Source organism: Ensifer sp. ENS11 (assembly GCF_014851895.1).
In the GTDB taxonomy this organism is placed as follows: Bacteria; Pseudomonadota; Alphaproteobacteria; order Rhizobiales; family Rhizobiaceae; genus Ensifer; species Ensifer canadensis.
Genome location: NZ_JACVAN010000026.1, coordinates 64,639 through 85,615, shown reverse-complemented (window position 1 = coordinate 85,615; position 20,977 = coordinate 64,639). Strand labels below are relative to the sequence as shown.

General features: G+C 58.8%; 22 protein-coding genes and 1 pseudogene. 15 read left to right on the top strand and 8 right to left on the bottom strand.

Annotated elements, in window-relative coordinates; genetic code table 11:
• Positions 1-132: 132 nt before the first annotated feature.
• The gene (locus tag IB264_RS30540) at positions 133-585 is read left to right on the top strand and encodes a hypothetical protein (RefSeq protein ID WP_192434840.1); all 453 of its coding nucleotides are present in this window, start codon (positions 133-135) and stop codon (positions 583-585) included.
• Between the two features lie 64 nt (positions 586-649).
• Here IB264_RS30540 and IB264_RS30535 read toward each other — a convergent pair whose 3' ends face one another.
• Both IB264_RS30535 and IB264_RS30530 read right to left on the bottom strand, forming a co-directional pair.
• Positions 650-1,912, bottom strand: coding sequence for a DUF763 domain-containing protein (locus IB264_RS30535; RefSeq protein WP_192434838.1), 1,263 nt, complete (start codon positions 1,910-1,912; stop codon positions 650-652).
• Positions 1,913-2,318: 406 nt separating this feature from the next.
• Positions 2,319-2,633 carry a hypothetical protein gene (locus IB264_RS30530; protein ID WP_192434837.1) on the bottom strand — a complete coding sequence of 105 codons (315 nt, stop codon included), beginning with the start codon at positions 2,631-2,633 and terminating at the stop codon, positions 2,319-2,321.
• 181 nt (positions 2,634-2,814) lie between these two features.
• On the opposite strand from IB264_RS30530, the gene IB264_RS30525 reads away from it, so the two are divergent.
• From IB264_RS30525 to IB264_RS30510, 4 genes are all read left to right on the top strand, one after another.
• Positions 2,815-3,738 (top strand): hypothetical protein, encoded by a 924-nt coding sequence (locus tag IB264_RS30525; protein WP_192434835.1) that lies wholly within the window; start codon positions 2,815-2,817, stop codon positions 3,736-3,738.
• Between the two features lie 141 nt (positions 3,739-3,879).
• Positions 3,880-4,116, top strand: coding sequence for a DUF6894 family protein (locus IB264_RS30520; protein WP_192434856.1), 237 nt, complete (start codon positions 3,880-3,882; stop codon positions 4,114-4,116).
• A gap of 140 nt (positions 4,117-4,256) precedes the next feature.
• The gene (locus IB264_RS30515) at positions 4,257-4,916 is read left to right on the top strand and encodes a DUF6766 family protein (protein ID WP_192434854.1); all 660 of its coding nucleotides are present in this window, start codon (positions 4,257-4,259) and stop codon (positions 4,914-4,916) included.
• Positions 4,917-5,725: 809 nt separating this feature from the next.
• Positions 5,726-6,820, top strand: a complete 1,095-nt coding sequence (locus IB264_RS30510) for a PHB depolymerase family esterase (protein WP_192434852.1) — start codon at positions 5,726-5,728, stop codon at positions 6,818-6,820.
• Between the two features lie 321 nt (positions 6,821-7,141).
• Here the strand turns inward: IB264_RS30510 and IB264_RS30505 are convergent, their stop codons facing one another.
• Both IB264_RS30505 and IB264_RS30500 read right to left on the bottom strand, forming a co-directional pair.
• Positions 7,142-7,756, bottom strand: a complete 615-nt coding sequence (locus tag IB264_RS30505) for a general stress protein (RefSeq protein WP_192434833.1) — start codon at positions 7,754-7,756, stop codon at positions 7,142-7,144.
• A gap of 44 nt (positions 7,757-7,800) precedes the next feature.
• Positions 7,801-8,115: a PepSY domain-containing protein gene (locus IB264_RS30500; protein WP_025430733.1), complete on the bottom strand. Its 315-nt coding sequence runs from the start codon at positions 8,113-8,115 to the stop codon at positions 7,801-7,803.
• 943 nt (positions 8,116-9,058) lie between these two features.
• Between IB264_RS30500 and IB264_RS30495 the strand changes: the two genes are divergently transcribed.
• Together IB264_RS30495 and IB264_RS30490 are read left to right on the top strand one after the other, a co-directional pair.
• Positions 9,059-10,936, top strand: a complete 1,878-nt coding sequence (locus IB264_RS30495; protein ID WP_375154989.1) for a PBP1A family penicillin-binding protein — start codon at positions 9,059-9,061, stop codon at positions 10,934-10,936.
• 240 nt (positions 10,937-11,176) lie between these two features.
• Positions 11,177-11,485: a GXWXG domain-containing protein gene (locus IB264_RS30490; RefSeq protein ID WP_192434829.1), complete on the top strand. Its 309-nt coding sequence runs from the start codon at positions 11,177-11,179 to the stop codon at positions 11,483-11,485.
• A gap of 41 nt (positions 11,486-11,526) precedes the next feature.
• Here IB264_RS30490 and IB264_RS30485 read toward each other — a convergent pair whose 3' ends face one another.
• Together IB264_RS30485 and IB264_RS35670 are read right to left on the bottom strand one after the other, a co-directional pair.
• A complete protein-coding gene (locus IB264_RS30485; protein WP_192434827.1) occupies positions 11,527-12,882 on the bottom strand; it encodes a sorbosone dehydrogenase family protein in 1,356 nt (451 codons plus the stop codon).
• A gap of 339 nt (positions 12,883-13,221) precedes the next feature.
• On the bottom strand, positions 13,222-13,578 hold the full coding sequence (locus IB264_RS35670) for a YbhB/YbcL family Raf kinase inhibitor-like protein (RefSeq protein WP_192434825.1): 357 nt from the start codon (positions 13,576-13,578) through the stop codon (positions 13,222-13,224).
• Between IB264_RS35670 and IB264_RS30475 the strand changes: the two genes are divergently transcribed.
• From IB264_RS30475 to IB264_RS30460, 4 genes are all read left to right on the top strand, one after another.
• Positions 13,577-15,517 (top strand): ABC transporter ATP-binding protein/permease, encoded by a 1,941-nt coding sequence (locus tag IB264_RS30475; RefSeq protein WP_081789058.1) that lies wholly within the window; start codon positions 13,577-13,579, stop codon positions 15,515-15,517. The two genes, IB264_RS35670 and IB264_RS30475, sit on opposite strands and share 2 nt — an antisense overlap.
• A gap of 350 nt (positions 15,518-15,867) precedes the next feature.
• Positions 15,868-16,110: a hypothetical protein gene (locus IB264_RS30470; protein WP_192434823.1), complete on the top strand. Its 243-nt coding sequence runs from the start codon at positions 15,868-15,870 to the stop codon at positions 16,108-16,110.
• A gap of 80 nt (positions 16,111-16,190) precedes the next feature.
• Positions 16,191-16,361, top strand: coding sequence for a hypothetical protein (locus IB264_RS30465; RefSeq protein ID WP_192434821.1), 171 nt, complete (start codon positions 16,191-16,193; stop codon positions 16,359-16,361).
• Positions 16,354-16,821, top strand: coding sequence for a hypothetical protein (locus tag IB264_RS30460; RefSeq protein ID WP_192434819.1), 468 nt, complete (start codon positions 16,354-16,356; stop codon positions 16,819-16,821). The genes IB264_RS30465 and IB264_RS30460 overlap by 8 nt, the downstream gene beginning before the upstream one ends.
• Before the next feature lie 118 nt (positions 16,822-16,939).
• On the opposite strand, the pseudogene ligD reads toward IB264_RS30460, so the two are convergent.
• Positions 16,940-17,988 (bottom strand): annotated as a pseudogene (ligD, locus tag IB264_RS30455) (non-homologous end-joining DNA ligase).
• A gap of 174 nt (positions 17,989-18,162) precedes the next feature.
• Here ligD and IB264_RS30450 point away from each other — a divergent pair.
• The 3 genes from IB264_RS30450 to IB264_RS30440 all read left to right on the top strand — a co-directional run bounded on the left by IB264_RS30450 (position 18,163) and on the right by IB264_RS30440 (position 19,626).
• Complete coding sequence (locus IB264_RS30450) at positions 18,163-18,366, top strand: hypothetical protein (protein WP_025430740.1); 204 nt, start codon at positions 18,163-18,165, stop codon at positions 18,364-18,366.
• A 417-nt stretch (positions 18,367-18,783) separates the two neighbouring features.
• On the top strand, positions 18,784-18,960 hold the full coding sequence (locus tag IB264_RS30445) for a hypothetical protein (protein ID WP_192434817.1): 177 nt from the start codon (positions 18,784-18,786) through the stop codon (positions 18,958-18,960).
• Between the two features lie 459 nt (positions 18,961-19,419).
• Positions 19,420-19,626 (top strand): hypothetical protein, encoded by a 207-nt coding sequence (locus tag IB264_RS30440; protein ID WP_192434815.1) that lies wholly within the window; start codon positions 19,420-19,422, stop codon positions 19,624-19,626.
• A gap of 223 nt (positions 19,627-19,849) precedes the next feature.
• Here the strand turns inward: IB264_RS30440 and IB264_RS30435 are convergent, their stop codons facing one another.
• Entirely contained in the window at positions 19,850-20,128 is a 279-nt protein-coding gene (locus tag IB264_RS30435) for a hypothetical protein (protein WP_192434814.1), read from the bottom strand.
• Between the two features lie 24 nt (positions 20,129-20,152).
• Here IB264_RS30435 and IB264_RS30430 point away from each other — a divergent pair, with 24 nt between their 5' ends.
• On the top strand, positions 20,153-20,482 hold the full coding sequence (locus tag IB264_RS30430) for a hypothetical protein (protein WP_192434812.1): 330 nt from the start codon (positions 20,153-20,155) through the stop codon (positions 20,480-20,482).
• The last annotated feature ends 495 nt before the right edge of the window (positions 20,483-20,977 follow it).

The window sequence follows — 20,977 nt, the reverse complement described above, 5'->3', positions numbered from 1 at the left end:
GCAGATGCCTGTCGCGCGGAAGGAAGAGATTTAGCCGATCGGCGAAAATGCCGATCAATAACCAACCGAACCCAAGGAAAAGCCGCCAATCGAAGGCGTTTCGCCCCTTGTGTTCTTTCATTGGAGATAACAATGTCCAACAATGTACAGAGTGGTGGCGACGCGAAGTCCACCGGCGAGAGCGATACGGAGTTTGGCAGATCGATGGAAAGCAAGGCCCAGTTTGCTGACGCGCGGCGCCAATCGACCGATTTTGTCGGGGATGACGACACGTTGCACGTCTATCGGCTGGTGCCGGTGGCCGCACCCACGGACCCGCGGTGGCAGAATGCCCTCAATCAAGGTGAGGTGCTAGTGGCCGCTCGTTCGGCGGGTGATGCGCGTGTCGTCGCTTCGGGATGCGAACTCGACTACATGGAAGTCGATGCAGCACCCGCCGAAGGCGTCAGCACGCTCGACGCAAGCGCATTTCGTGACGAAAAGCTCTATACGGTCATCGAAGTCGAGCATGCCAAACCGGGGTTGGTGCGCGGCCTGATGGAAGGCGACATATCGGTTGCGACGATCAAACCGGTACAGATCTGAGTGTCACGCTAAGAGGAGCTCGGTCTGTGGACGATGGCGGGAGCCGGAATAGTTCACGAACCCTCTACTCTCCCGATGGCCCGGTCTCCGACGGGGGCTCCCAGCCGAAGACACTGCGTCCGCCAAGTGAGGCGGAGTTTCGGAATTCGCCGGCAACGATTTCCTTCAGGTCGGGACCCGTCACGTAGTGTTCGAGGCGACGCGCCTGCTCGTCAAGGCGCCGAAGTGCCTCGAGCTCTTCCGTGTGACCGAGCTTGCCTCTTGAAACGGCGGACTTCATCACCTTGAGTGTTTCATCGTAGACTTTCAGCGGAACAGGGAACGGATGACGATCCTTGCCGCCATGAGCGAGCGAAAACCGTGCGGGGTCGGAAAAGCGGCAAGGTGCGCCGTGGACGACCTCGGCGACCATGGCCAGTGCTTCGACCGTTCGCGCGCCGACGCCGGGGGTCAGAAGCAGCTCCTGAAAATCCTTCGGTCCCCGCTCGGCTGCAGAGGCGAGTGCTGCATGCAGACGTCCCATGTTGACGTCCTTTTCCCGCACGTCGTGGTGAGACGGCATGATCAGATGCGGGAGCGACAGCTGATCTGGCAGACTTTCGATAACGGGCCCTGCCCGCCGCACGGCGAGGGCCTCGCAGACGATGCGGTCCGGTCCCATATTGGCAAGCAGATCAAGCTGTCCTTCTCGCGATCGCGCCGCCCGTCGGTCGGCGAGATTGACGATGACACCCTGGGTGGTGTCGCCTTCAATTGCCGCATGCGGGGAATCGAGAAAGCTTTCCAGGTTTTCCGACAGCCAATGATAGCGCCTGGCCTGTCGTTGATCGCCGTTCATGCCTTGCTGGACGACGACCCATTTTCCATCGTCGGTGACAATGAAACCGTGCAGGTATAGATCAAATCCATCCTGAACCGCGGCGCTGTCGATCTTGGCAACGAGGCGGCTGGTGGTCACGAGACGCTGCGCGTCGAAACCGACCCGATCGCCGATCGCAAGCAGTTCCGCCGGGGTTTTGCGCGACTGCGCACCGCGCCCGCCGCAAACATGAATTCCAAGCTCCGCGGACAGCGGCGTCAGCCCGCGCTTCAGCGCGCCAATGACGCTGGTGGTGATACCGGAAGAGTGCCAGTCCATGCCCATGACCGCACCAAAGGACTGAAACCAGAAAGGGTGGGCCATTCGACGTAGGAATTCGTCTCGACCGTAGTACAGGATGACGGCTTCGGTAATGACGCCGCCGAGCTTCGTCATGCGATCTCCGAGCCACTTCGGCACGCGCCCGCCGTGGAGCGGAAGATCGGCACTACCGGAACGTTTTGCCATGGGCTTATCCTGTTGATCCGCAATGACGGATGGTGCGCTTTAGCATTTACGGTGCGGGCTTGGGAAGTTTGCGCGTGAGACCGGACGGTCGCGGGCTGGATGGGTCAGAAGCTCGACTGCCTTTTCGTTGGCCAAAAGGTGAAAGCGGAAAAACCCTGATGTTCTCCATCCCCATCGCGTCCGCTTGGCACAGCCTGCGACCTTTATAGGGAATGCGACCGGTGCTGGAATGTTCCACCGGTGACGCTCGCCCGCCAAGTTCCGACAAAGCCGTCGGCTCAGGAAAACTGCGGCTTAGAAAACCGGAACCCTTTGCGCCTTCCGATCCACGTGGGCGATACACATCGAGTGCGCCGGACCAAGCGGTCCGATGGACTTTGGATGACGTCAGAGACCGGCGCAATCGCTAGCGCCGTCGGATAGACGCCCCCCAGAGGTATCCTATGACGCCGGCTGCAATCAGGACGGGGGCGAGGTGGTCCCTGATCCGGTTCTGCGTTGTTTCAAGAGCGATGACGGCCTCAGTCACGGCCAACCGGGATGTTCCGGCAACGATCGCGGCGAGTTCCTCGCGCAGGTTCGCAATTTCTGTTCGCAGCGCCTCAAGTTGGGCCCGTCGTGCCAGTGTGGCGTCATTTCCTGGAGCCGTCTCGAGTGCCTCGTCGACGGCCACGACTTTTGCGAAATCGTCATCGCTTTCGTAGCCGGTCTGATCCATCATTTCTGTTTCCTCTCACGTGAAGGCGATGCCACCCAACGGTGGAAACGTCGTGTTGTTCCATCGGAAAGGACCGTGGCGCCCGTTTACAAATGCCAGCATCCCAAACCGTGCCATCGTCACGAATGAACCTGTGGCTTTCGTAAGCGTTAGGCTCACCAAACAGCATTTTACGGTGACGACGATGTCTAAGCCCAAGGAAAGGTCTGATAGCGAGTCCCGTCTTGGCGCCACAGCGAAATTTGCCTACGACAGAATGACGGTGGAGCGCTTCCGCAATGCATTCCCGCGTGCTCGCTGGAACGAGGAGCAACGCAGCTGGTTCGTGCCGGGCAAGACCGCCGGCAAGCGCATTGCAAAGTGGCTGGCGCGCGAGAGCGAAAACCTCGATCTATATGCGGATGCCAAAGGCCGCGATGCGTACGCTTTCGATCCTATTTCCAGTCAATACCTTCAAATCGAAGAGGATATCCATATACGCACCCCCTATTCCAGGGACGTTGTTGCGCATTTGCGGTCGATCCCTTGGGCTCGGTGGGATGATGAGATGCGCGCCTGGCGCGTGCCGTTCCGATCCTACGAAGCGCTGCGACGATCATGGCCTGATATAGAGGCCGCTGCGCGCGCGAGCGAACCTGAAGAGCGCAAGCGCCGAAAGGAAGCGGAAAAACATACGCCGAAGTACGCGCGCGCGAAATTGCGCTATGACGAACGCCGCCGCCGGCGTTATCCGGTTCCAGCCGGGTCGCTACCACCGATCGGTCACGCGGTTATGACGTGTTCCTACGGCGTGGTGATTGTAGCCGAGGTGGCGGGAGAATTCGCCGAGCCGGATGATATCAAGCGCTTCTATCCCCATGCTGCAGCCGATCCGCGCGATTTTGTCTGGGTTCGTTGGCGCCCGGCATCACTAGCCGAACTGGTGGCAACCTGGCCAGCGCGTGAGGAGCCGAACGCGTTCGAGAAGGGACGTGGTTGGTGGAGGCCAGATCTGGACGAGTTGCGTGAAGCGCGATCGCAGGCGCGCAGCCTGGAGCGGAGAAAACAAAGGAGAAACGCGCCCTCGAGTGAGAGGGCTCGTGGCACTGCACGCGAAGGCACACGTTGAGCGCGCCAAGCAGTCGGAAGTTTTCCAGCGTAAAAAGTCGTTCGACAGAGGCAGCGTTGCGCTAATGGCTCGTCATCCCCAGAAGGACGGGAACAATGATGGCTTTTCCGGCTTTTTCCTCTCGATTGGAGGTTGAGCTTGATGACGCGCTATTTTTTCGATCTGCAAAACAATGACGGCGAAACACGAGATGAACAAGGCGTCGAGCTTGGTTCGCGGGATGCTGTGATGCAGGACGTCACCCGCATCCTCATGGACGTTGCTCGGGACGAACTACCGGATCGCAACCGTACTGATATTTCCGTTCTGGTTCGCACCGACATCGGCAAAACCGTTTCGGTCGCAACGCTCACGTTTCGCAATCAATGGCTCGGTTGATTGTCGCGACGCGGGAAAGATTTACCCGCGCCACGCGAGCAGCCTTTAGGACTTACCGCCCTTGCGCCTCGGAGATTGCAATTTCGGAACCATCTTAATGCGGTCGCGGTTAGTGCCACATCCAGATGGAGGAGCATGACGTGCGATTTCTACGAGACAACGGCCTGACGATCGTCCTCGTGACCGCAACACTCATGACCATCGCCGGCATGTACATAGCCGGCTGGCTGGCGAACAATGAAGAGTTGACGGCCCACGGATCGCCGGCGCTGACATTGATGCAGTATGGCTTGAGCGGCGATTTTCTATCGGCCGTCTTCGAGAACTGGGAGAGCGAATTTCTGCAAATGTCGGTTTATGTCGTGTTGACCGCCTATCTCTATCAAAGGGGTTCTGCGGAATCCAAGGATCCTGACGAGAGGTCGCCTCAAGATGAAGGACTTGCGGACCGAGAAGAAGATACCGAGGCGCCGTGGCCGGTCAAGATGGGCGGTATAGTGCGGCTCCTATATGCCTACTCGTTGGGAATTGTCCTCACTGGTCTCTTCCTTGCGAGTTTTGTACTCCATCTTGTCTCCAGCGCCAGATCGGAGAGTGAGACGGCGCAATTGCATGGACAAGCGACAACGACGTTCGTGCAGCATCTTGGCAGCGCAGAATTCTGGTTCGAATCTCTTCAGAACTGGCAATCGGAATTCCTGTCAACGGCGGTGATTGTCGTTTTGTCGATCTTCCTGAGGTACCGGGGATCTCCCGAATCGAAGCCCGTCGGCGCGCCTCACCGCGAGACCGGCTCATAAGAGCAGCGCTTTGCCCGCGGGTGCGCCGATGCGGTGCGGTGCGGTGCGGATCGTTGCCCGGACCGACCGCGGTCGGGAAGAGCACGAACGCAGTTGCTCTTACTGCGGTCGGTGGATATGCCGATGCGGTGGAAACAGGTCGGATCTAGTCGCTTTGTTACCAATTGCCGATCGGAGCGCCACTCTTCTCGCACCGAGTTTTCCGGACAATCGTTGCTAATGGATGAAAGCGAGTTCGCCTGAATCCGCCTTCACTACCAACGCCGGAGGAAATGACGGCGGTTGCCGATCGACGACAACGCCTGGACGGTTGAGGAATCGCCTTTGGTGTGAAGGCGAGAGTGCCTATAGGGATCTTGTGCACCCCGACTGGCGCCTATCGGCATTCTTCGGGGCTCCGAAATCAACGAAAGCATCCGACAATCGCCCCGTTGGGACTGGATCAGGATGACGGAAAGGTGTTTTGCGCAGCCGTCGCACGACGTCATGGTCTTGGCCTATCGGGCGTTAGCGCACCGGCAAGAGACGGATGCTTATAACGCCTACCGTACGTCGACCTATCGTGCGTGCGAAAACGACTGGAAGCTGGTGCAGCATCAGCAAACGCCACATACCGACTAACTGGGGGGCTCGGTGGCGCGACGAGGAAGGCGGACACGCGTGACGGCCTGCGGACTATCAATTAGACGCTCCACTTATTGAAAATGTGCAGTGCAGCATTATCTTGTGCAATGCAGCAAACGCCCTTGATGCTGCACAAGGCCGCTATGACAGCCATCCTGGCCGTTACGGCCTGGAGGTATCCCACCATGCGCTCCCTATCGGACACTCTGGCACGGCTCAAACACTTCCGCCCAACCCCATCTGCACTTGATGGCAAAAGTCGCTTGGCCACGTTTGGAGCCTTCGGAACAAACCCGGGCGAACTTGAGGCAAGAATTCACGTCCCGGCAAAGCTGACAAAGTCACCGGCACTCGTGGTGGTATTGCATGGCTGTACCCAGACCGCGGCGAACTATGACAAGGGCTCGGGCTGGAGCAAGCTCGCCGACGAATACGGCTTCGTCGTTTTGTATCCGCAGCAGACGCGCACCAACAACGCCAATCTTTGCTTCAACTGGTTTCAGCCGAACGATATAGCGCGCGATCGAGGCGAGGCTCTTTCAATTTGCCAGATGATCAATACCGCCGAAACGCGCTACGACATCGATCGCAGTCGTGTCTATATCACTGGCCTGTCGGCAGGCGGGGCCATGGCCAATGTGATGCTGGCTACCTATCCCGAAGTCTTTGCCGGCGGGGCGATCATCGCGGGCCTTCCCTATGGGACGGCGCGCACTGTGCCCCAGGCGTTCGACCGCATGCGCGCGCAAGGTATTCCCGACGGGCAATCACTTCAAAAGGCACTCCGAGGCGCATCGAAATCAAACGGTCCTTGGCCGGCGATCTCGGTCTGGCATGGTACCCAAGATGCTACCGTCAATTCCGCAAACGCAGACGCGATTGTGGAGCAGTGGAAGGTTATTCACGAGGTAGAAGCTGCCGTTGCCTCGGACACATCGAGCGGGCGGCTCGAACGCGCGATTTGGGTTGGCCCCGATGGCAAGGAACGTCTCCAACTCTATCGCATCAAGGGCATGGGGCACGGCACGCCGATAGACGTCAAAAGCGGTTACGGGCAGGCAGGACCCTACATGCTCGACGTCGGCATTTCATCGACCGAGGAAATTGCACGGTCATTCGGAATTGTCGCGCCGTCTTTGAGGCAGGCAAGTGCGGACGCCAAAGTTAACGTTCTGGCCCCCGCGTCGCGCAACGCCGACAGCCAGCGTCAAGAGGGACCCGCAGACGGCATTCGTCGCACCATCGAAGACGCGTTGCGTGCAGCGGGTTTGATGCGCTAGCGGCAGTTACGCCTCGCGTTTTAGCAAAGCGCCTGAACGGGCAAACAAAATCCCGGCTCCCGCGTTGTCTAAGCACAGCGAGAAAGGAGACGTCGCAATGACAAAATCAGCAACCGCCGCAAAGCAACGGGCCATCCAGAATGAAGTTGCCAATGAAAATCAAGGTGCGTGTTCCCAATGAATCGCCCACCATCGCTCTTGGTCCAGAGGTATGGATCGAATTTTTCGGGGATTTGCGGCAGTGCTGGAATCTCGCTTTTGAAGCAAGCGCATAAACAGGAAAGGCCGCCCATTTGGACGGCCTTTCGATGTTCTGCTTGTTTAGATCAACGTCCCGCGGCTTGCGTATCGTGTGCGTTCTTCTTCAATCTGCGCCGGGCTATAGGGATCGAGTGTCTCGTCGAATCGGTTCCAGCCTTGCTCGCGATAAGAGGAGCGGCGCTCTTCGAGATCCACCCAGTTCGAGCGCCTGAGGATCGCCTCCGCCTCGGCGGTATCGCTGTCGGCAACGCGCGCAGTGACCAGTGTGCCGCCGCGGCGAACGCCCTCGGCGTAGACATGGGCATCTTCTTCCGGCACGCCGGTATCCGTTAGCGCGCCGATAATGCCGCCGACTGCACCACCGGCAACCGCACCGGCAGCAGCACCCGCAGCCGTCGCCGCCAGCCAACCGGCCGCCACCACCGGGCCGACGCCGGGGATCGCCATCAGCCCGAGGCCGGTCAGAAGACCGCCTGCGCCGCCGACCGCCGCACCGATGCCGGCGCCGGTACCCGCCCCTTCGGCAGCGCCTTCTGTGTCGTCAACCTTGTATCGGCCCTCGGCATTGCTCGCGACCATGCTGATGTCTTCATCGGGAATGCCGGCCGCTTTTAGCGCTCGCACAGCTTCAGACGCTTGGTCATAGGTGTCGAAAAGTCCAGTCACGGTTTTCATGTTGGTTTTCCTTCGATCGGTTTGCTGAGATCTTTCGGCCGACATCAGTTGGCGACGATGTTGCCCTGGTAGTCGAGCGTGACGGTCACGGGCTTTCCGTCCTTGGTGGCAGAGGCGTGCCATATGCCCTTGTCGTCCAGCTTCAGCCCGGTCACGGATATGTAGCCATTCTCCTCAAGGCGGGCGCGCGCCTGCTCTTCGGTGAAGCTGTTGGCGCCCGCGACAGGGGCTGTCGGATTGGTGGTGTCGGGCGTGGCGATTGCTGGCGTTTCAGGGTCCGGCGACGGTGTTGCCGTCTGTGCATAGGCACTAAGTGCGCTTGCCGCCAGAAAGGCTGTCGCGACGATCACTCGTTTCATTGTTGTCTCCTCGATGCTGTCATTGAACGATGCGGGGACAACGCGAGCGCTTGGCTATGGTTCCTATTCCATCTGAAAGAATGGTATATTTATCTCTATATTACAACGACTTACGCAAACCACGCGTGTGCCAACCACCCTTCGTGGGTGAGGCCGAACTTCTTGAGCATTCGCCCGATGACGAGGCGCTTCAATAAAACTTCGACGCAAGTTGGAAGTTCCCCAAGTCAACCGTCGAAGCGCTCAAATCGAATGCTGGCGTAGGACGTGCGGGTGTCCGCATCGCGCTGGGAGTGGAACAAAGCTACAAGATGTCGGCGCCGGAAATTGGACTGCCAATGTCCAGACTGGTGCGAGGTTATCGATCACCACCACTCCCGAAGGCGGCAATATCGCTCTATCGCGATCGCTGCCGGGTGGCTACAACGCCTTTCTTCTACCCTTTCCCGCACTAATTCTTTAGACGGAACAATATCGCCGGCAAGAAATGACCCACTCCGCAGACAGCCCAAATCAGACCGATGATGAAGATGCCAATTCTTCGACAATAGGGGTCGAACCAGAAAACATTCGGACAGCGGTAGAGCCGGTTGTCAGCGCTGGCGACAGCGAAGAAGTGATTGCATCGTCAGACGAGAGCGAGCCGCACCCACCAATCTTCACGGAAAGCAGGCGCGCGCTTCGCCATCTTGCATCCGCTTTTCGCCGCGATCTCGGCACGGTCGTACAGCGTTGCTTGGCGGGTTCGTCCGCGCTGATCAAGAAGCTCAAACCGGTCGCGAGCGCTTCGCGCGCCTGGATCCCGCACGATTTTCGACTGAGGGCGGCATCAGCCACAGGCTCCCTCCGCAAAGGCATATCCTGTGCAGTAGGCGTCATCTCCACGTCGGCATGGCTCCCTGCCCTGCGACCTCAGCCTCGGTCCTGGAAAGCCGGGATTTTGATGGTGACGTTGACCTTTGTGATCTTCGTGACCGGAATGCTGATCTGGGCACTGAAGGATGTGCCGTGGCGAGAAATTGCCGACGGCTCCCTAAAACCTATTGTGGTCCTTGAAGCCGCTGACGGCCAGCCAATCGTAAGGCAAGGTCCTTTCCAGGGTCCCTATGCCCGATACGAGGAGTTTCCCGCGCATCTGGTCGATGCCGTACTTTCAATCGAGGATCGGCGATTCATGGATCACTACGGTGTCGATTTGAAAGGGATCATGCGGGCCGTATTGAGAAACTTCCAGGCCGGCTCGGTCGTTCAAGGCGGCAGCACGATCACCCAGCAACTGATCAAAGTGCAGTATCTTGAAAGCGATCGCACACTGAAGCGCAAGCTGCAGGAATTGGTCATCGCATTCTGGCTCGAGTGGAAGCTTGGCAAGCGGGAAATCCTCACGCGATACTTGAACACCGTTTACCTCGGGTCCGGCGCGACGGGAATGCCCGCAGCTGCCCGGATCTATTTCAACAAAGACATTGCCGCACTCAGCGTCCAGGAGGCCGCGATGCTGGCCGGACTGCTGAAGGCACCGAGCCAATCAAATCCGATCGACAATTTCGAAGCCGCACGCGAGAGGACGGCAACGGTCCTGGACGCGATGGTGGCAAACGGCAAGCTCGCAGCGCAAGATGCGTCTGCCGCCAAGGCGGAGTTTGCCGAGTTGCATCCGACCACGCCGACGCCACGCTCGGGCAGTTGGTTTGCAGATTGGATCTCGCCCCAGGCCGGCGAAATTGCAGGTGCCTCTCCAGGTTCGACAACAGTGCGCACGACGCTGGTGCCACGCCTTCAGCAGCTTGCCGAAGATGTCGTCGCTCGCAATCTTGATAAGGAAGGGAAAGCGCTGGGTGCTTCACAGGCCGCACTGGTGGCAATGACGCCGGATGGAGCGGTGGTCGCGATGGTCGGCGGACGCGACTACAAGGCCAGCCAGTTTAATCGCGCCGTTGCGGCCAAGAGACAGCCGGGTTCAACGTTCAAGCTTTTCGTCTTTTATGCCGCATTGAAGAACGGACTTACCCTGCGTGATCAGGTCTTCGATGGTCCGATTGAAGTCGACGGGTGGTCGCCGCAAAACTCGACAGGCCGCTATCGTGGCTGGGTAACACTTGCGGAAGCCTTCGCCCGATCGCTCAATGGTGCAACCGTTGCGCTGGCGCAGGAGGTGGGCATCGAGAATGTTGTCGCGGCGGCAAGAGAGCTCGGCATCGACAGCCCACTTAATCCGGTGCCTGCATTGGCACTCGGATCATCCGAAGTCAGCCTGCTTGACCTGACGGGCGCCTACGCCTCGATCCGCCTTGGCAAATCGCCGGTCGAACCTTGGGGCGTGATCGATTTTCAGGCGTCGACCCAAGCCAAGGCGTTCCGCGTCGGCCCGCTCACAGCCGCTTCGACCGATCTCTCCATCTACCAACAGGATCTGGTGACCCTATTGCAGCTCGTGGTCGAGCGCGGCACCGGACGTGACGCTTTCCCGGGTTCATTTGCAGCCGGTAAGACCGGCACCAGCCAGAACAACCGTGACGCCTGGTTTGTAGGTTTTACGGAAGATCTTGTTGCCGGCGTCTGGGTCGGTAACGATGACGACACGCCCATGAAGGGCGTCACCGGTGGCACGCTTCCGGCGCGCATTTGGCGGGATTTCATGCAAGCGGCAATGGCCCAACCTGCACCCCAGATTGATCCAGATACAGGGCTCATGACGAGCCAAGGAGGGCCCGCGGCGTCCTGCAATATTAGGGCTTGCGCGCGCAGCTATCGATCGTTTCGAGCGTCCGATTGCACCTACCAGCCTTATCGGGGAGAGCGGAGGCTGTGTGAGCGGTAGCTGTTTGGCTACTGGGCAGCCTTACGCGACCAGCCATAACACCTATGACAAAGACGAAGACTTTCAGGAGGAAGTACGGGAAGCCGCGCTCACATTGCGGGATGCGGTGATGGCTCAATATTCAGGCAAGCAGATCGCTGCAGGATCTCAATTGGAGATGCCTCGACAGAAGTGACGTGGGAACACGAAACCCGACTGGTCCGGTCTGCTACGGGCTTCGTTTGCTGCTAGAGCAATACTATGTGCGATTGCGGAAGCATTGAGAAGGTTTCGCGACCTTGCCCCGTCGACATCAATGAACTCGTTGGGCTGTGGCGCGCGTCTGGTGAGCCAACAGGCTATCCCCTGGACGATGTTCTTGAAACCCTCGGCTGGTTTGGCAAGCGCTTCCACACGAACCTTCGCGCCGACGGCATGCGAGGAAAAACCGGACGGCTCACCCTGTGGGGGGCAGGCGCGATGAAAAGGGCGAGAGACCGTCCGGCTCACTCACAACTGCCCAAACTTCTTTCGCATACAAATGTTCCACCGGCCCCAGCATCTAACTGATCGTGTCTGCCAAGCTCACCCCCTCTTAAATGAAGGGTGGCTCATTCCCCACGTTGGGCGCGCGCTACGCGCCAGATGACGTTACCGACGTCGTCGGCGACGAGCAGGGCGCCCGTCTTGTCGAAAGTCACGCCGACCGGGCGGCCCATGGCCGTATCGCCGGCGCCGATGAAGCCCGTGAGAACGTCCTTCGGCCGGCCGACCGGTTGGCCGTTGCGGAATTGCACGAAGATCACTTTGTAGCCGCTGTGCACGCTTCGGTTCCATGAACCGTGTTGGCCAACGAAGGCGCCGCCGCGGTATGGCGAAGGAAGGGACGAGTCCTCGTCGAAGGTTAGTCCCAGGGAAGCAGTGTGCGAGCCGAGCGCATAGTCGGGCTTGATTGCCTTGGCGACAAGATCCGGCCGCGGCGGCTTGGCGCGGATGTCAATGTTCTGGCCAAAATAACTGAAGGGCCAGCCGTAGAAGCCGCCTTGGCGCAACGAAGTCATATAGTCCGGCACGAGGTCGTCGCCAATCTCATCGCGCTCATTGACGACCACCCAGAGCCTGCCACTCTGCGGATTCCAGGCTAGTCCGTTGGGGTTTCGTAAGCCCGAAGCAAAAACCCGTGTTTTGCGGCGGGCGAGATCGACCTCCAGCACCGCAGCGCGGTTTTTCTCCGCCGCGATGCCATTCTCGCCGACATTGCTGTTGGATCCGACGGTAACGTAGAGCTTCCCACCGTCGCGTCCGGCGATCAGGTCCTTGGTCCAATGGTGATTGATGTCTCCGGCCGGCAGGCCGACGATCTTTTGCGGCGCCGCCGTTATCCGGGTTTGCTCGGGGGAATAGGAATAGGCGATGACCGCATCGGTATTGGCAACGTAGAGCTTTCCGTTGACGAGCGCCATGCCGAACGGCGAATTGAGCCCCTCGATGAAGGGTGTGCGCAGATCGGCAATACCATCGCGATCCGTGTCCCGCAAAAGCGTGACGCGGTTGGCGCTCTCCGTCGCCGCGCCCGCCCGCTTCATGGCCTGCGCCATGAAGATCTTGCGCAGGCTGAAGCCGCTGTCCTTCTTGGCCGGCGCGTTTGTCTCGGCCACGAGCACGTCGCCGTTTGGCAGGACATGAATCCAGCGCGGATGATCGAGGCCTTTCGCAAAGGCGTTGACCTTCAGGCCCTTCGCCGGCTTTGGCCTCGCGCCGCCGGACCACCCTTTTGCTTGGGCGATGTTGATCGTCGGGATCAACGTGGGTTTCGGTTTCGGAAGCGTCGGAGCGGGGCCGTAGCCGCCGTTTGTCGGTGTCGTTGCGGTTCTTGGCGCGGTGGCGCCGAGGCAACCTGCCGTAAGCGTTCCGAGCAAGATGACGGCCGGAATACCCACAAGGAGCGGAACTCTGCGAGAATTCATTGTGCTCGCCTTCGAACTGACCAGAGTAATAGGACGCAAGGACATCCCGAATTATTCCCTATTGCCCAGCTAACGGCAGGCTCGATGATCAGAGCTGAATAGACAGTCGTCCCGCCTGCGCTCGATGTCGTGGAACATTGCATCCCTCACGATTTAAGCAGCAAGGAACAGTGCAAGCTTTTCTCTCGGTTGTGGAGGTTCGCGAGCAGACACGAACTCGAGACCAACGCTCCGCCCCAACGACCTCGCTCGTGTTGACGTTGAAGGCTTCATATGACAGCTCCTAGTTGGCTACCTCCTTTGTTCGGAAGAGGATGCCAGCGGACGACCGGTGGGGTGTCAGGATACCTCGTAGGTGGCCGTTCGGCAGGCCTCCGATAACGTGTGCTCGCGTGCCGCGCGCCACATCGTCTCAACACCTGCGCCCTCCGGCACAGCAAGTCTTGCAACATCCAGCGCTGCACGGCGGAAGTTGTAGCGATGCACGCCATGGCCCTTCGGCGGATGCGCTACACGCAGGTTAGGGTGCGGCAAGGAATGTGCTGGAACTCGTAGACGAGCCCTTGGCACTTCGTTCGCTTCGCTCCACGGCGAAAACTGGGGACGCGGCTTTCGTGAGCCTGACGTCGACAATTGGGGAAAGCACTGGTCCCACACGATTCGAATTTGACAAGCCTGATCGGCGCCCCAATTCATGAAGATGAGTTTGAGTGAGGTCGTGCGGAGCAACGCACAACGAGCAACAGCACTGGTCAAATGGCCCCTCGGCGGGAAACGCCGGCGCCGGAGCAGCCCTGTTTCCTCCATGCGCAGCTTCTGGGGCCTATTGCTGGCCTATTGGCTTTCCGAGCGGTGGCGCGAGGCCTGGGGTTTGACGTTCCTCATCCTTCTACTCACCGGATTGTCGGCTCAAGCGAGCGTCTGGTTCGCTTTGACCTCCGGCGAACTCGTCAATCGGATTGCCAATTTCCACCATCCAACCGTGCCCACAACGCCTTCGTCTCTGCTCACTACCGCGGCGACCCTCGCCGCGATCGCGATCACTAGGGATGCGGGATTTACCGCGGTCCGTCACTTCTTTTCGACCACGCTCCATCGGAAATGGCGCCAATGGCTTGACGAACGCTTTAACCAGGCGCTGCTCGATTCCAACCATACCCATTTCCACCTTCAGCAAAACGGGTTCGGCGCGTCGACCGGCCAGGACACTTCATCGCCCGACAACATCGATCAGAGGGTACAGGAAGCCATAAAGGGCATGACGGGTGGCGCGATCGGCCTTGGCGTGGGGATCGCCGGCGTTGTGCTGTCGTTGGGATTCGTCGGGACAAAACTGATCGAGACGTCGAGCCCAATCCGTGGACTTGAGTTTCTGGGAAGTTACGGTACCGCCTGTCTGACATTGCTGGCCATCGCGATCTACGTGCCACTTAATACATTCGTCGCAGCCAAGCTCGGCAGTATCCTGCAAGGCCTATCCCTGCGCATTCAATCCGCGGAGGGGAGTTATCGTGGCGAACTGAACCAATTGTTGCACCGTAGCTTTCATGTTGCGGTCATCAAGGGCGAACCGGCCCAGAGAGCTATCAACGGGCGCCGATATCGCGAGATTGACAACACTTGGGCGAGCCTTAATCGCGTGACCGCCGGTTACATGGGCTTCGAGCTGGTGCACAATTTCCTCGGGTCACGTATCGTCGCCTATGCGCCCGGACTGCTCCCCTATGTCGACAAAACGATCAGCTTGCAGGATTACGTCACAGGCGCCGAGCTAGCGACAGCGCTCATCAACGAGTGTTCCTGGTTCATCCATGCGATGCCCGACATTGCGACGTTAAGGGCCGATGCACGCAGAATCACCGAACTTGCGCAAGCGGTCGAAGCGGTGCAGCAGCCGCAGGACTATTATGCTCGCAGCGGTCCTTCAATGTTTGAGTACAAGACCCAGGACGCTGCGCTCGGCTTGACCATCGAGGGGATCGAGCTCCTGCACACGGGTGATGACGAGCCATTCTTGGTCGCTGACCAGCTGCGTTTCCTTCCCGGGGAATGGATTTTAGTCGTGGGCGAATCCGGAAGTGGCAAGACCTCGCTTATCAAGGCGATAAATGGTCTCTGGGCGCACGGCCGCGGCACGATCACAACGCGAGAGACCGGAAAAAGTCTCTATGCCGCGCAGGACGTCAAGCTTCAGAGTATCTGCCTGAAGGACCTCATTTGCTTGCCGGACCGGGCTGACGCACACACCGACGCCTCCGTAGTGGCGGCCTTGGAAGGCGCCGGCCTCGGAGAGTTTGTGAAGGAGCTTTCGAGCGATGGACGCGATGGGCAGAACTGGGACAAACTCTTGTCGGGGGGTGAAAAGCAAAAACTCGTCCTTGCGAGAATCCTGCTGCTAAGGCCGGATCTGCTATTCCTTGACGAAGCGACGAGCGCACTTGATGGCCAGGCGGCTCAGTCGTTTCACCAATCGATCAAGGACCATTGTCCAGAGGCGACCGTAGTCGCCGTTATGCACGATACGTCGTCCATCCAGTCAGAAGGAGGAGCAAATTTCTTCGATAGCGTGCTCGCCATCGACGACGGCATTGCGGAAAAGATTCCGATAGAAGTCTGGCGTGACGCACAGCAGTAGGGGGCAGCCGATAGCACGAAGCTCAGTGCCTTGAAGCAGTCTCCGGGCCCTAGCATGGTCGCCATATCGAGCAATTTCGCTGAGAGCCAGTCAGCACCATTGCAGAAGGGCGCCCAGTCAGCACGCGATGCGTGATTAGGCCCGATCTATCCAGTCATCAACTGGCCTGGGCGCACGGAACAATGGCGGAAACGCAAGTTACGATGACGGTATGTGGCGAGACGCGCTTGAGGAGGCCTATCGGCGCGGTTGGACAGACAAGCGCGTCACGGTCGAGACAATCGCGATAAATTAGCAGAACCTTGCATGATGCGGAGTGCGCCCTACCATCTTCGGCCGGAGGAAACATCATGCGGAAAATTCCTGCGCCGAAGCATCCAAAATACCACCCAGATCGCGACCTCCTTTGCCAGGAGGCGTTGGAGGGCGAATTCCTATCGCTTGCCGATCGAGCGCAACTGTCCGGTTGGTCACGCGAGGAAGTCGCGGCGGCGTTGATCGAGCTTGCAGACAACTATTTCCTAGAAAATGCCGATCTCGAAATGTTCGAGCTTGGTGCCGGGGTTGTGCTCCTTGCGAGGAAGCCGCACTAAGCGCCTCCCTAAATCTGGTCGTTGACTCTCTGCGCCATTGAGAACATTTGTAGAACAAATTTACTCAGAAGGCATTGAGCATGAGCGACGAAACCGGCGCAGCGAAAGCCGCAAGCAGCGGCCCGTACGTCCACCTATGCGAACATCCTGGCTGTAAGAAGTGGGGCGGCTTCGGCTTCGCTATCGGCAGGGCCATCCCGAACTGGTTCTGCCACGAGCATCGACCGGAATGGAAGAAGGGCAATGCCTAAGAACAGCGCCTGGTGGCTATCGGAGCTTGTCGCCAAGGTTCGGGTCGAATGTTCATGCGGCATGAAGAAACAATATGACGCCAAGGCGCTGCTGGAGCGCATCGGCGACATGCCTATGCCATCCCTCTTAGGGCAGCTGGCGCAGGCAAACGGCTGCTCGAAAACCAAGAACACCTTCAATGATCGCTGCCAACTGAAATACAGCGACGCGATGCCTTTGGAGGCTCCGCCCTCCCGATCGTACCGGCTGGCAATGCGGAGCCAGCCGGACGACCGGAAGAAATCACATTCGCTAAGCTGCCGGAATGGTATGAGCTTTTCTGCCATTGCAAACGCTGCGGCCGGGAACGTCGCCTTGATCGGCACGGCCTGGCGCGTCGGTTCGGCACGACGCAGTCGATCGTGGCACTTGGCCGACGCATGCGCTGCAATGTGTGCAGCAACAACAACGGGAACGTGATCCGGGTGGGGAAACAGAGACGGTGATTGTCGACCGCCGCGATGGAACATTGTTGCCGCACCCGAGTTATACGAGCGCCCCAACATAGCAACTCTCCAAGGCCCCTCTTCCCCGGGGCCTATTTTTTGAGCTCAAACACGTCGGCATTGTCGGCCAGCTCGCGCATGCCCTTGAATGAGGGATGGCGAAGCTTCCCGTCGCTGGTGAATTCCGTATAGGTGATCTCCGGCGACAAATGCGGGCTCGCAAAACACAGCGTTGTTGCGCTTCAGTGCGACCGGCGGGACTTTCGCCGGCATGGCTGCCAGTTGCTTGCGGAGGTCGCGGGCCATCTTGTCGGAAAAGCCTGTACCGACGCCGCCGACATAGACCAACTCGTCGCCTCGCCGAGCCGCCAGCAACAGCCGGGATATCGCACCGGTCACTTTCGTTGAAAGCTCGAACCCGACGACGACAAAGCCATCGCTCTGGATGCATTTCAGCTTGAGCCAATCACCGAGCCGACCGGGACGGTACGGCGCCCGTCGGTTCTTCGCGATATTCAAGGCCGAATTCGCAGGCGGCTTCCAGAATAGCGGCGCCGTCGCCTTCGATATCTTCCGAAAGCCGAATGACCGAGCCGCCCTCGTCGATCGCATCCTCGAGCATCATCCGGCGCTCCTGCTGCTCCATGCCGCGCAGGTCGTGGCCATCGAAATACAGAAGGTCGAAGGCAAAAAACAGCGCCTCACCGGCGACGCGCTTCCCGCCCCTGCCGCCGAGCGCCGCCTGCAGCATCCCGAAGTTCGAGCGGCCGGCGTCGTCGAGCACGACCGCCTCGCCGTCGAGGATCATGGTCGTCGGGCCGAGCGCCTTCGCAGCCGCCTCGATTGCCGGGAACCGGTGGGTCCAGTCATGACCGTCCCGCGTCAGGATGCAAACGCCGCTTGGCTCGACATGCACAGCCAGGCGGTACCCATCCCATTTGATTTCGAATGCCCAGCCGCCACCGGCCGGCGCCCTCTTGGCAAGCAGAGCCAGACAAGGCTCGACGCGCCCTGGCATGGGATCAAATGGGCGACGAGGCTGATCCGGGACGCGCGGTTTATGTGGCGGGCCGCGCAATATTTCATTGTCGTTGCGCAGCAGTCCCTTTAGTCGAGAACCATTGATCGGAACTTTAGCCATGCCTGATTAAGGCACGTCGTCATTAATGAGTCACCAGTAAATAGCGTGACGGTTGGTGCTTGAGCGGTCTGGCCGTTATTCCCAGAAATTCGGGATTGCACGGCGCAAAACACCGCGCATAATTAGTGGCGCTGGGACTGACATGTCCTCCTTACCGGTTGGGAGTTATGTGTGATGAACAAAACCGCCTCTTCTCGCCAAGAGATAATACAGCCTGACGACTTCAACAAAATTGAAAGCGTGTTTCGCGAACTAGTGCGTCAAAAGGGCATCGCATTGGAAAGCGAAGAGGCTGACGCGCTTGCCGCCCGACTTATCGGGCTGTATCAAAGCGGCATCCAAGACGCGGACGCCCTCAAGCAGGTCATGAGCTACTAGCGCTCGTCGACATCGCCCCCAACAAAAAAAGCGGCCCCCGCTGGAGGCCGCAATCGCTATGCGTACCCAGTACCTAACATTACAACGATTCCAGCTGTGCCGGAATACTCGCCGAGTTTTACCGTGCCCGCCCTCGATCCGCTGCAGGATCTCGCGCTTGACGCGTGTGTCGACGGATAGGCGCATGCCGTCGGCAGGGCGCACCAGAACCCGCGAGAACCCGCGACAAGGCGAAAAGTTCCGGCTTGGGACTTCAGTCTGAGCAGACTTTAGCAAAGGTCTGAGGTCGATTGTTACGCCGTCGCGTCGCGCTAAATTTCTCAAAAGAAAAAGCCATGGGTGGGTAACGGCTCCAGAGCGGCTCTTCCGTCCCTGCGGGCTGCTCTGCGGCTGTTGCCAATTGGAGGAGATATCAGGATGTACAACAGAAATAGCTTTGGGCAGCCGGAAAAAATCGCATCAACCGGGCTGCCGATCGGTGTGATGCTTCTCTCGGTAACAGCGATAGCCGTTTACCTGTTCGTTGGAGGCGAAATTCTCGACGACAATAGTCGCGATGTTGCCGTGTACCTTCCCCAGGTAGAGGCGAAATAGCCCAACGGAGGCACAATGAGCTTGTTAAAGCTAGGTCGAGCTCGCCTGGGGATGGCGCTACCACGCCATCGTGGGTGGTTGCTCACGACCAGGGACCAGCGATTGGACGATCTCTTTGAATGCTACGCACTGGCAGCAACAGCGCTCGACAGGCTCCAGCGTGAGCTCCCCCGTAGGGAGGCGCTGATCGAGGAATACGAAGAAATTTGCCGCGACCTGCAGGTGGATGTCGTAGAACTGCTTCCCTTGCTAGAGAAGCGATGGCTTCAGCGACGCTAGCAGCTTGCCGGCCCGCCAGCCCAACAGAGTCACGATACATTAGCAATCGGAACTATTCCGCCCCATCCGCGTTTGCCGAATGCACACTCGACAACTATCAACTCAAAAGGTCCCCCTATCCGATCGAGGCGGGGTCATCTTTCTCTCATGCGCGACGTCAGGTGAGCTGGGAGGTTCGTGATGCACAGCGCCGGCACAAGTCATCAAATTCGCAAGGTCGTTCGAGGTTGGTCCGGTCTTTACGATCTGGAAGAGTTCATTGCTGCCTATCACCTGCTGCCGATTGCAGCGCGCGAAATCTTCGCGGAATTCGGCCCAGAGAAAGCAGTTCTCGACCAAAAAATGAGAGAGCTCATGGCTGCCGGAAGCCCGACGTCAGAACATTAGTCGATCGCGCGGAGTATAGGTTAAGCGTTGGCGTATTGTGGAGGCAACCCAACGCGGACTCCGGACGGTCTGGCTACCTCCAACTCAAAGACCGTCTGGATCTCCTCCGCAATTTCACAGTTGTATCCCCCGGAGCCGGCGCATACTTGGCGCGGGGCTAACGTCGGCCTACTTCCCCGGGCCGGCTGGGATTAGGGCTATGGGTAATGCGGTTGGATCTCGCTCAGAGATAAATAACGCCTGACGACTTTAAGCAGATAGATGTGTCTTCCGGGAAATCGTCCAAGAAAGGCACGTTGCCTTGGATAGCGAGGAAGCTGTTGCGCTCGCGGCGCACCTGATCAGCCTTTTTCAACGCGGCATCCACGACCACGACGCGCTGAAGCAAATGGCTGGTTATTTGTGAGGGTGGCGGCCTGACCCGGCGGGACAACTGGAAAAGAGCGGCCTTCTTTTGTAGCTTGAGGCTCTGTGGCGAGAGGGCCGCCAGCAATATCAGCAATGACTAAATATACAGCTGAATCTGATGATTGGCGAGAATAATCCGCGATCGGGTTCAAACTCAACGACGGGCCAAAAAGCACATGCACTCCTACTCAATCTAGAGGGCATGAAAGCAAAGGTGGGCTGCGCTACACTCTCCCGTGAAGCAAAATTTATGGGAGGAAGCTTTGCCTTTCAGGCCAACTTGGGCGGCTGTCTGGGTCTGCTAACCGGAGCGATCCTCGGCTATCTGACTGGCTTTGGAGCAGGTATGGGAATGGCTGGATTAGGGCCAGAACTCGTCGGACTAATCGGTGCAATCGCCGGAGGTGTTGGAAGCGTGGTCGCCATCGGATGCTTTGAGCAGGAGTGAGTAATATGTCTCTTAGGAATGCACGTATTCAGATCGCATTAGGCTGGATCCTAATGATTGTCGGCGCGCTCCTCGGCGTAAACTTGATGGCAGATATTGGTTTGGTTATCTGGGGCATTGGATTGATCCTACAGATCGTAGCCTCTGTTGTGTACCTCGCTTCGAAGACCGGAGGAGGTCGTCTCGGGGGCGCATGAATCAATCGCGTCGTAGTTGACCGCCTTCGATCCTTTGCAATATTTCCCGCATCACTTTCAGGTCGCCCGACTGCTGACTACCCGCCAACATCAGATGTTCGGCTTCCTGACCTGCGACGCAAACGAAGTCGTAAAACCGATCCATCCTAAGGCCAATAAGGGTTCCTCGTGCCGCGTCGCCTAAAGCTGGCGATCATTACCTGCCTGCGGTCGATCGGGAGGTTCGTGGACGTCACTTGGCCAGAGACGAGGCACTGAGGCCCAACGCCTCCAGTCACACGCAGCGGCCATCGCCGCT

Excerpts from the sequence above, each read along its gene's own strand:
- IB264_RS30495 (WP_375154989.1), top strand. The coding sequence starts at position 9,059 with ATGGTGACGTTGACCTTTGTGATCTTCGTGACCGGAATGCTGATCTGG.
- IB264_RS30525 (WP_192434835.1), top strand. The coding sequence starts at position 2,815 with ATGTCTAAGCCCAAGGAAAGGTCTGATAGCGAGTCCCGTCTTGGCGCC.
- IB264_RS30510 (WP_192434852.1), top strand. The coding sequence starts at position 5,726 with ATGCGCTCCCTATCGGACACTCTGGCACGGCTCAAACACTTCCGCCCA.
- IB264_RS30445 (WP_192434817.1), top strand. The coding sequence starts at position 18,784 with ATGTACAACAGAAATAGCTTTGGGCAGCCGGAAAAAATCGCATCAACC.
- IB264_RS30520 (WP_192434856.1), top strand. The coding sequence starts at position 3,880 with ATGACGCGCTATTTTTTCGATCTGCAAAACAATGACGGCGAAACACGA.
- IB264_RS30485 (WP_192434827.1), bottom strand. The coding sequence starts at position 12,882 with ATGAATTCTCGCAGAGTTCCGCTCCTTGTGGGTATTCCGGCCGTCATC.
- IB264_RS30475 (WP_081789058.1), top strand. The coding sequence starts at position 13,577 with ATGAAGATGAGTTTGAGTGAGGTCGTGCGGAGCAACGCACAACGAGCA.
- IB264_RS30430 (WP_192434812.1), top strand. The coding sequence starts at position 20,153 with ATGATTGGCGAGAATAATCCGCGATCGGGTTCAAACTCAACGACGGGC.
- IB264_RS30440 (WP_192434815.1), top strand. The coding sequence starts at position 19,420 with ATGCACAGCGCCGGCACAAGTCATCAAATTCGCAAGGTCGTTCGAGGT.
- IB264_RS30470 (WP_192434823.1), top strand. The coding sequence starts at position 15,868 with ATGCGGAAAATTCCTGCGCCGAAGCATCCAAAATACCACCCAGATCGC.
- IB264_RS30530 (WP_192434837.1), bottom strand. The coding sequence starts at position 2,633 with ATGATGGATCAGACCGGCTACGAAAGCGATGACGATTTCGCAAAAGTC.
- IB264_RS30505 (WP_192434833.1), bottom strand. The coding sequence starts at position 7,756 with ATGAAAACCGTGACTGGACTTTTCGACACCTATGACCAAGCGTCTGAA.
- IB264_RS30490 (WP_192434829.1), top strand. The coding sequence starts at position 11,177 with ATGTGCGATTGCGGAAGCATTGAGAAGGTTTCGCGACCTTGCCCCGTC.
- IB264_RS35670 (WP_192434825.1), bottom strand. The coding sequence starts at position 13,578 with ATGAATTGGGGCGCCGATCAGGCTTGTCAAATTCGAATCGTGTGGGAC.
- IB264_RS30465 (WP_192434821.1), top strand. The coding sequence starts at position 16,191 with ATGAGCGACGAAACCGGCGCAGCGAAAGCCGCAAGCAGCGGCCCGTAC.
- IB264_RS30500 (WP_025430733.1), bottom strand. The coding sequence starts at position 8,115 with ATGAAACGAGTGATCGTCGCGACAGCCTTTCTGGCGGCAAGCGCACTT.
- IB264_RS30450 (WP_025430740.1), top strand. The coding sequence starts at position 18,163 with ATGAACAAAACCGCCTCTTCTCGCCAAGAGATAATACAGCCTGACGAC.
- IB264_RS30540 (WP_192434840.1), top strand. The coding sequence starts at position 133 with ATGTCCAACAATGTACAGAGTGGTGGCGACGCGAAGTCCACCGGCGAG.
- IB264_RS30460 (WP_192434819.1), top strand. The coding sequence starts at position 16,354 with ATGCCTAAGAACAGCGCCTGGTGGCTATCGGAGCTTGTCGCCAAGGTT.
- IB264_RS30535 (WP_192434838.1), bottom strand. The coding sequence starts at position 1,912 with ATGGCAAAACGTTCCGGTAGTGCCGATCTTCCGCTCCACGGCGGGCGC.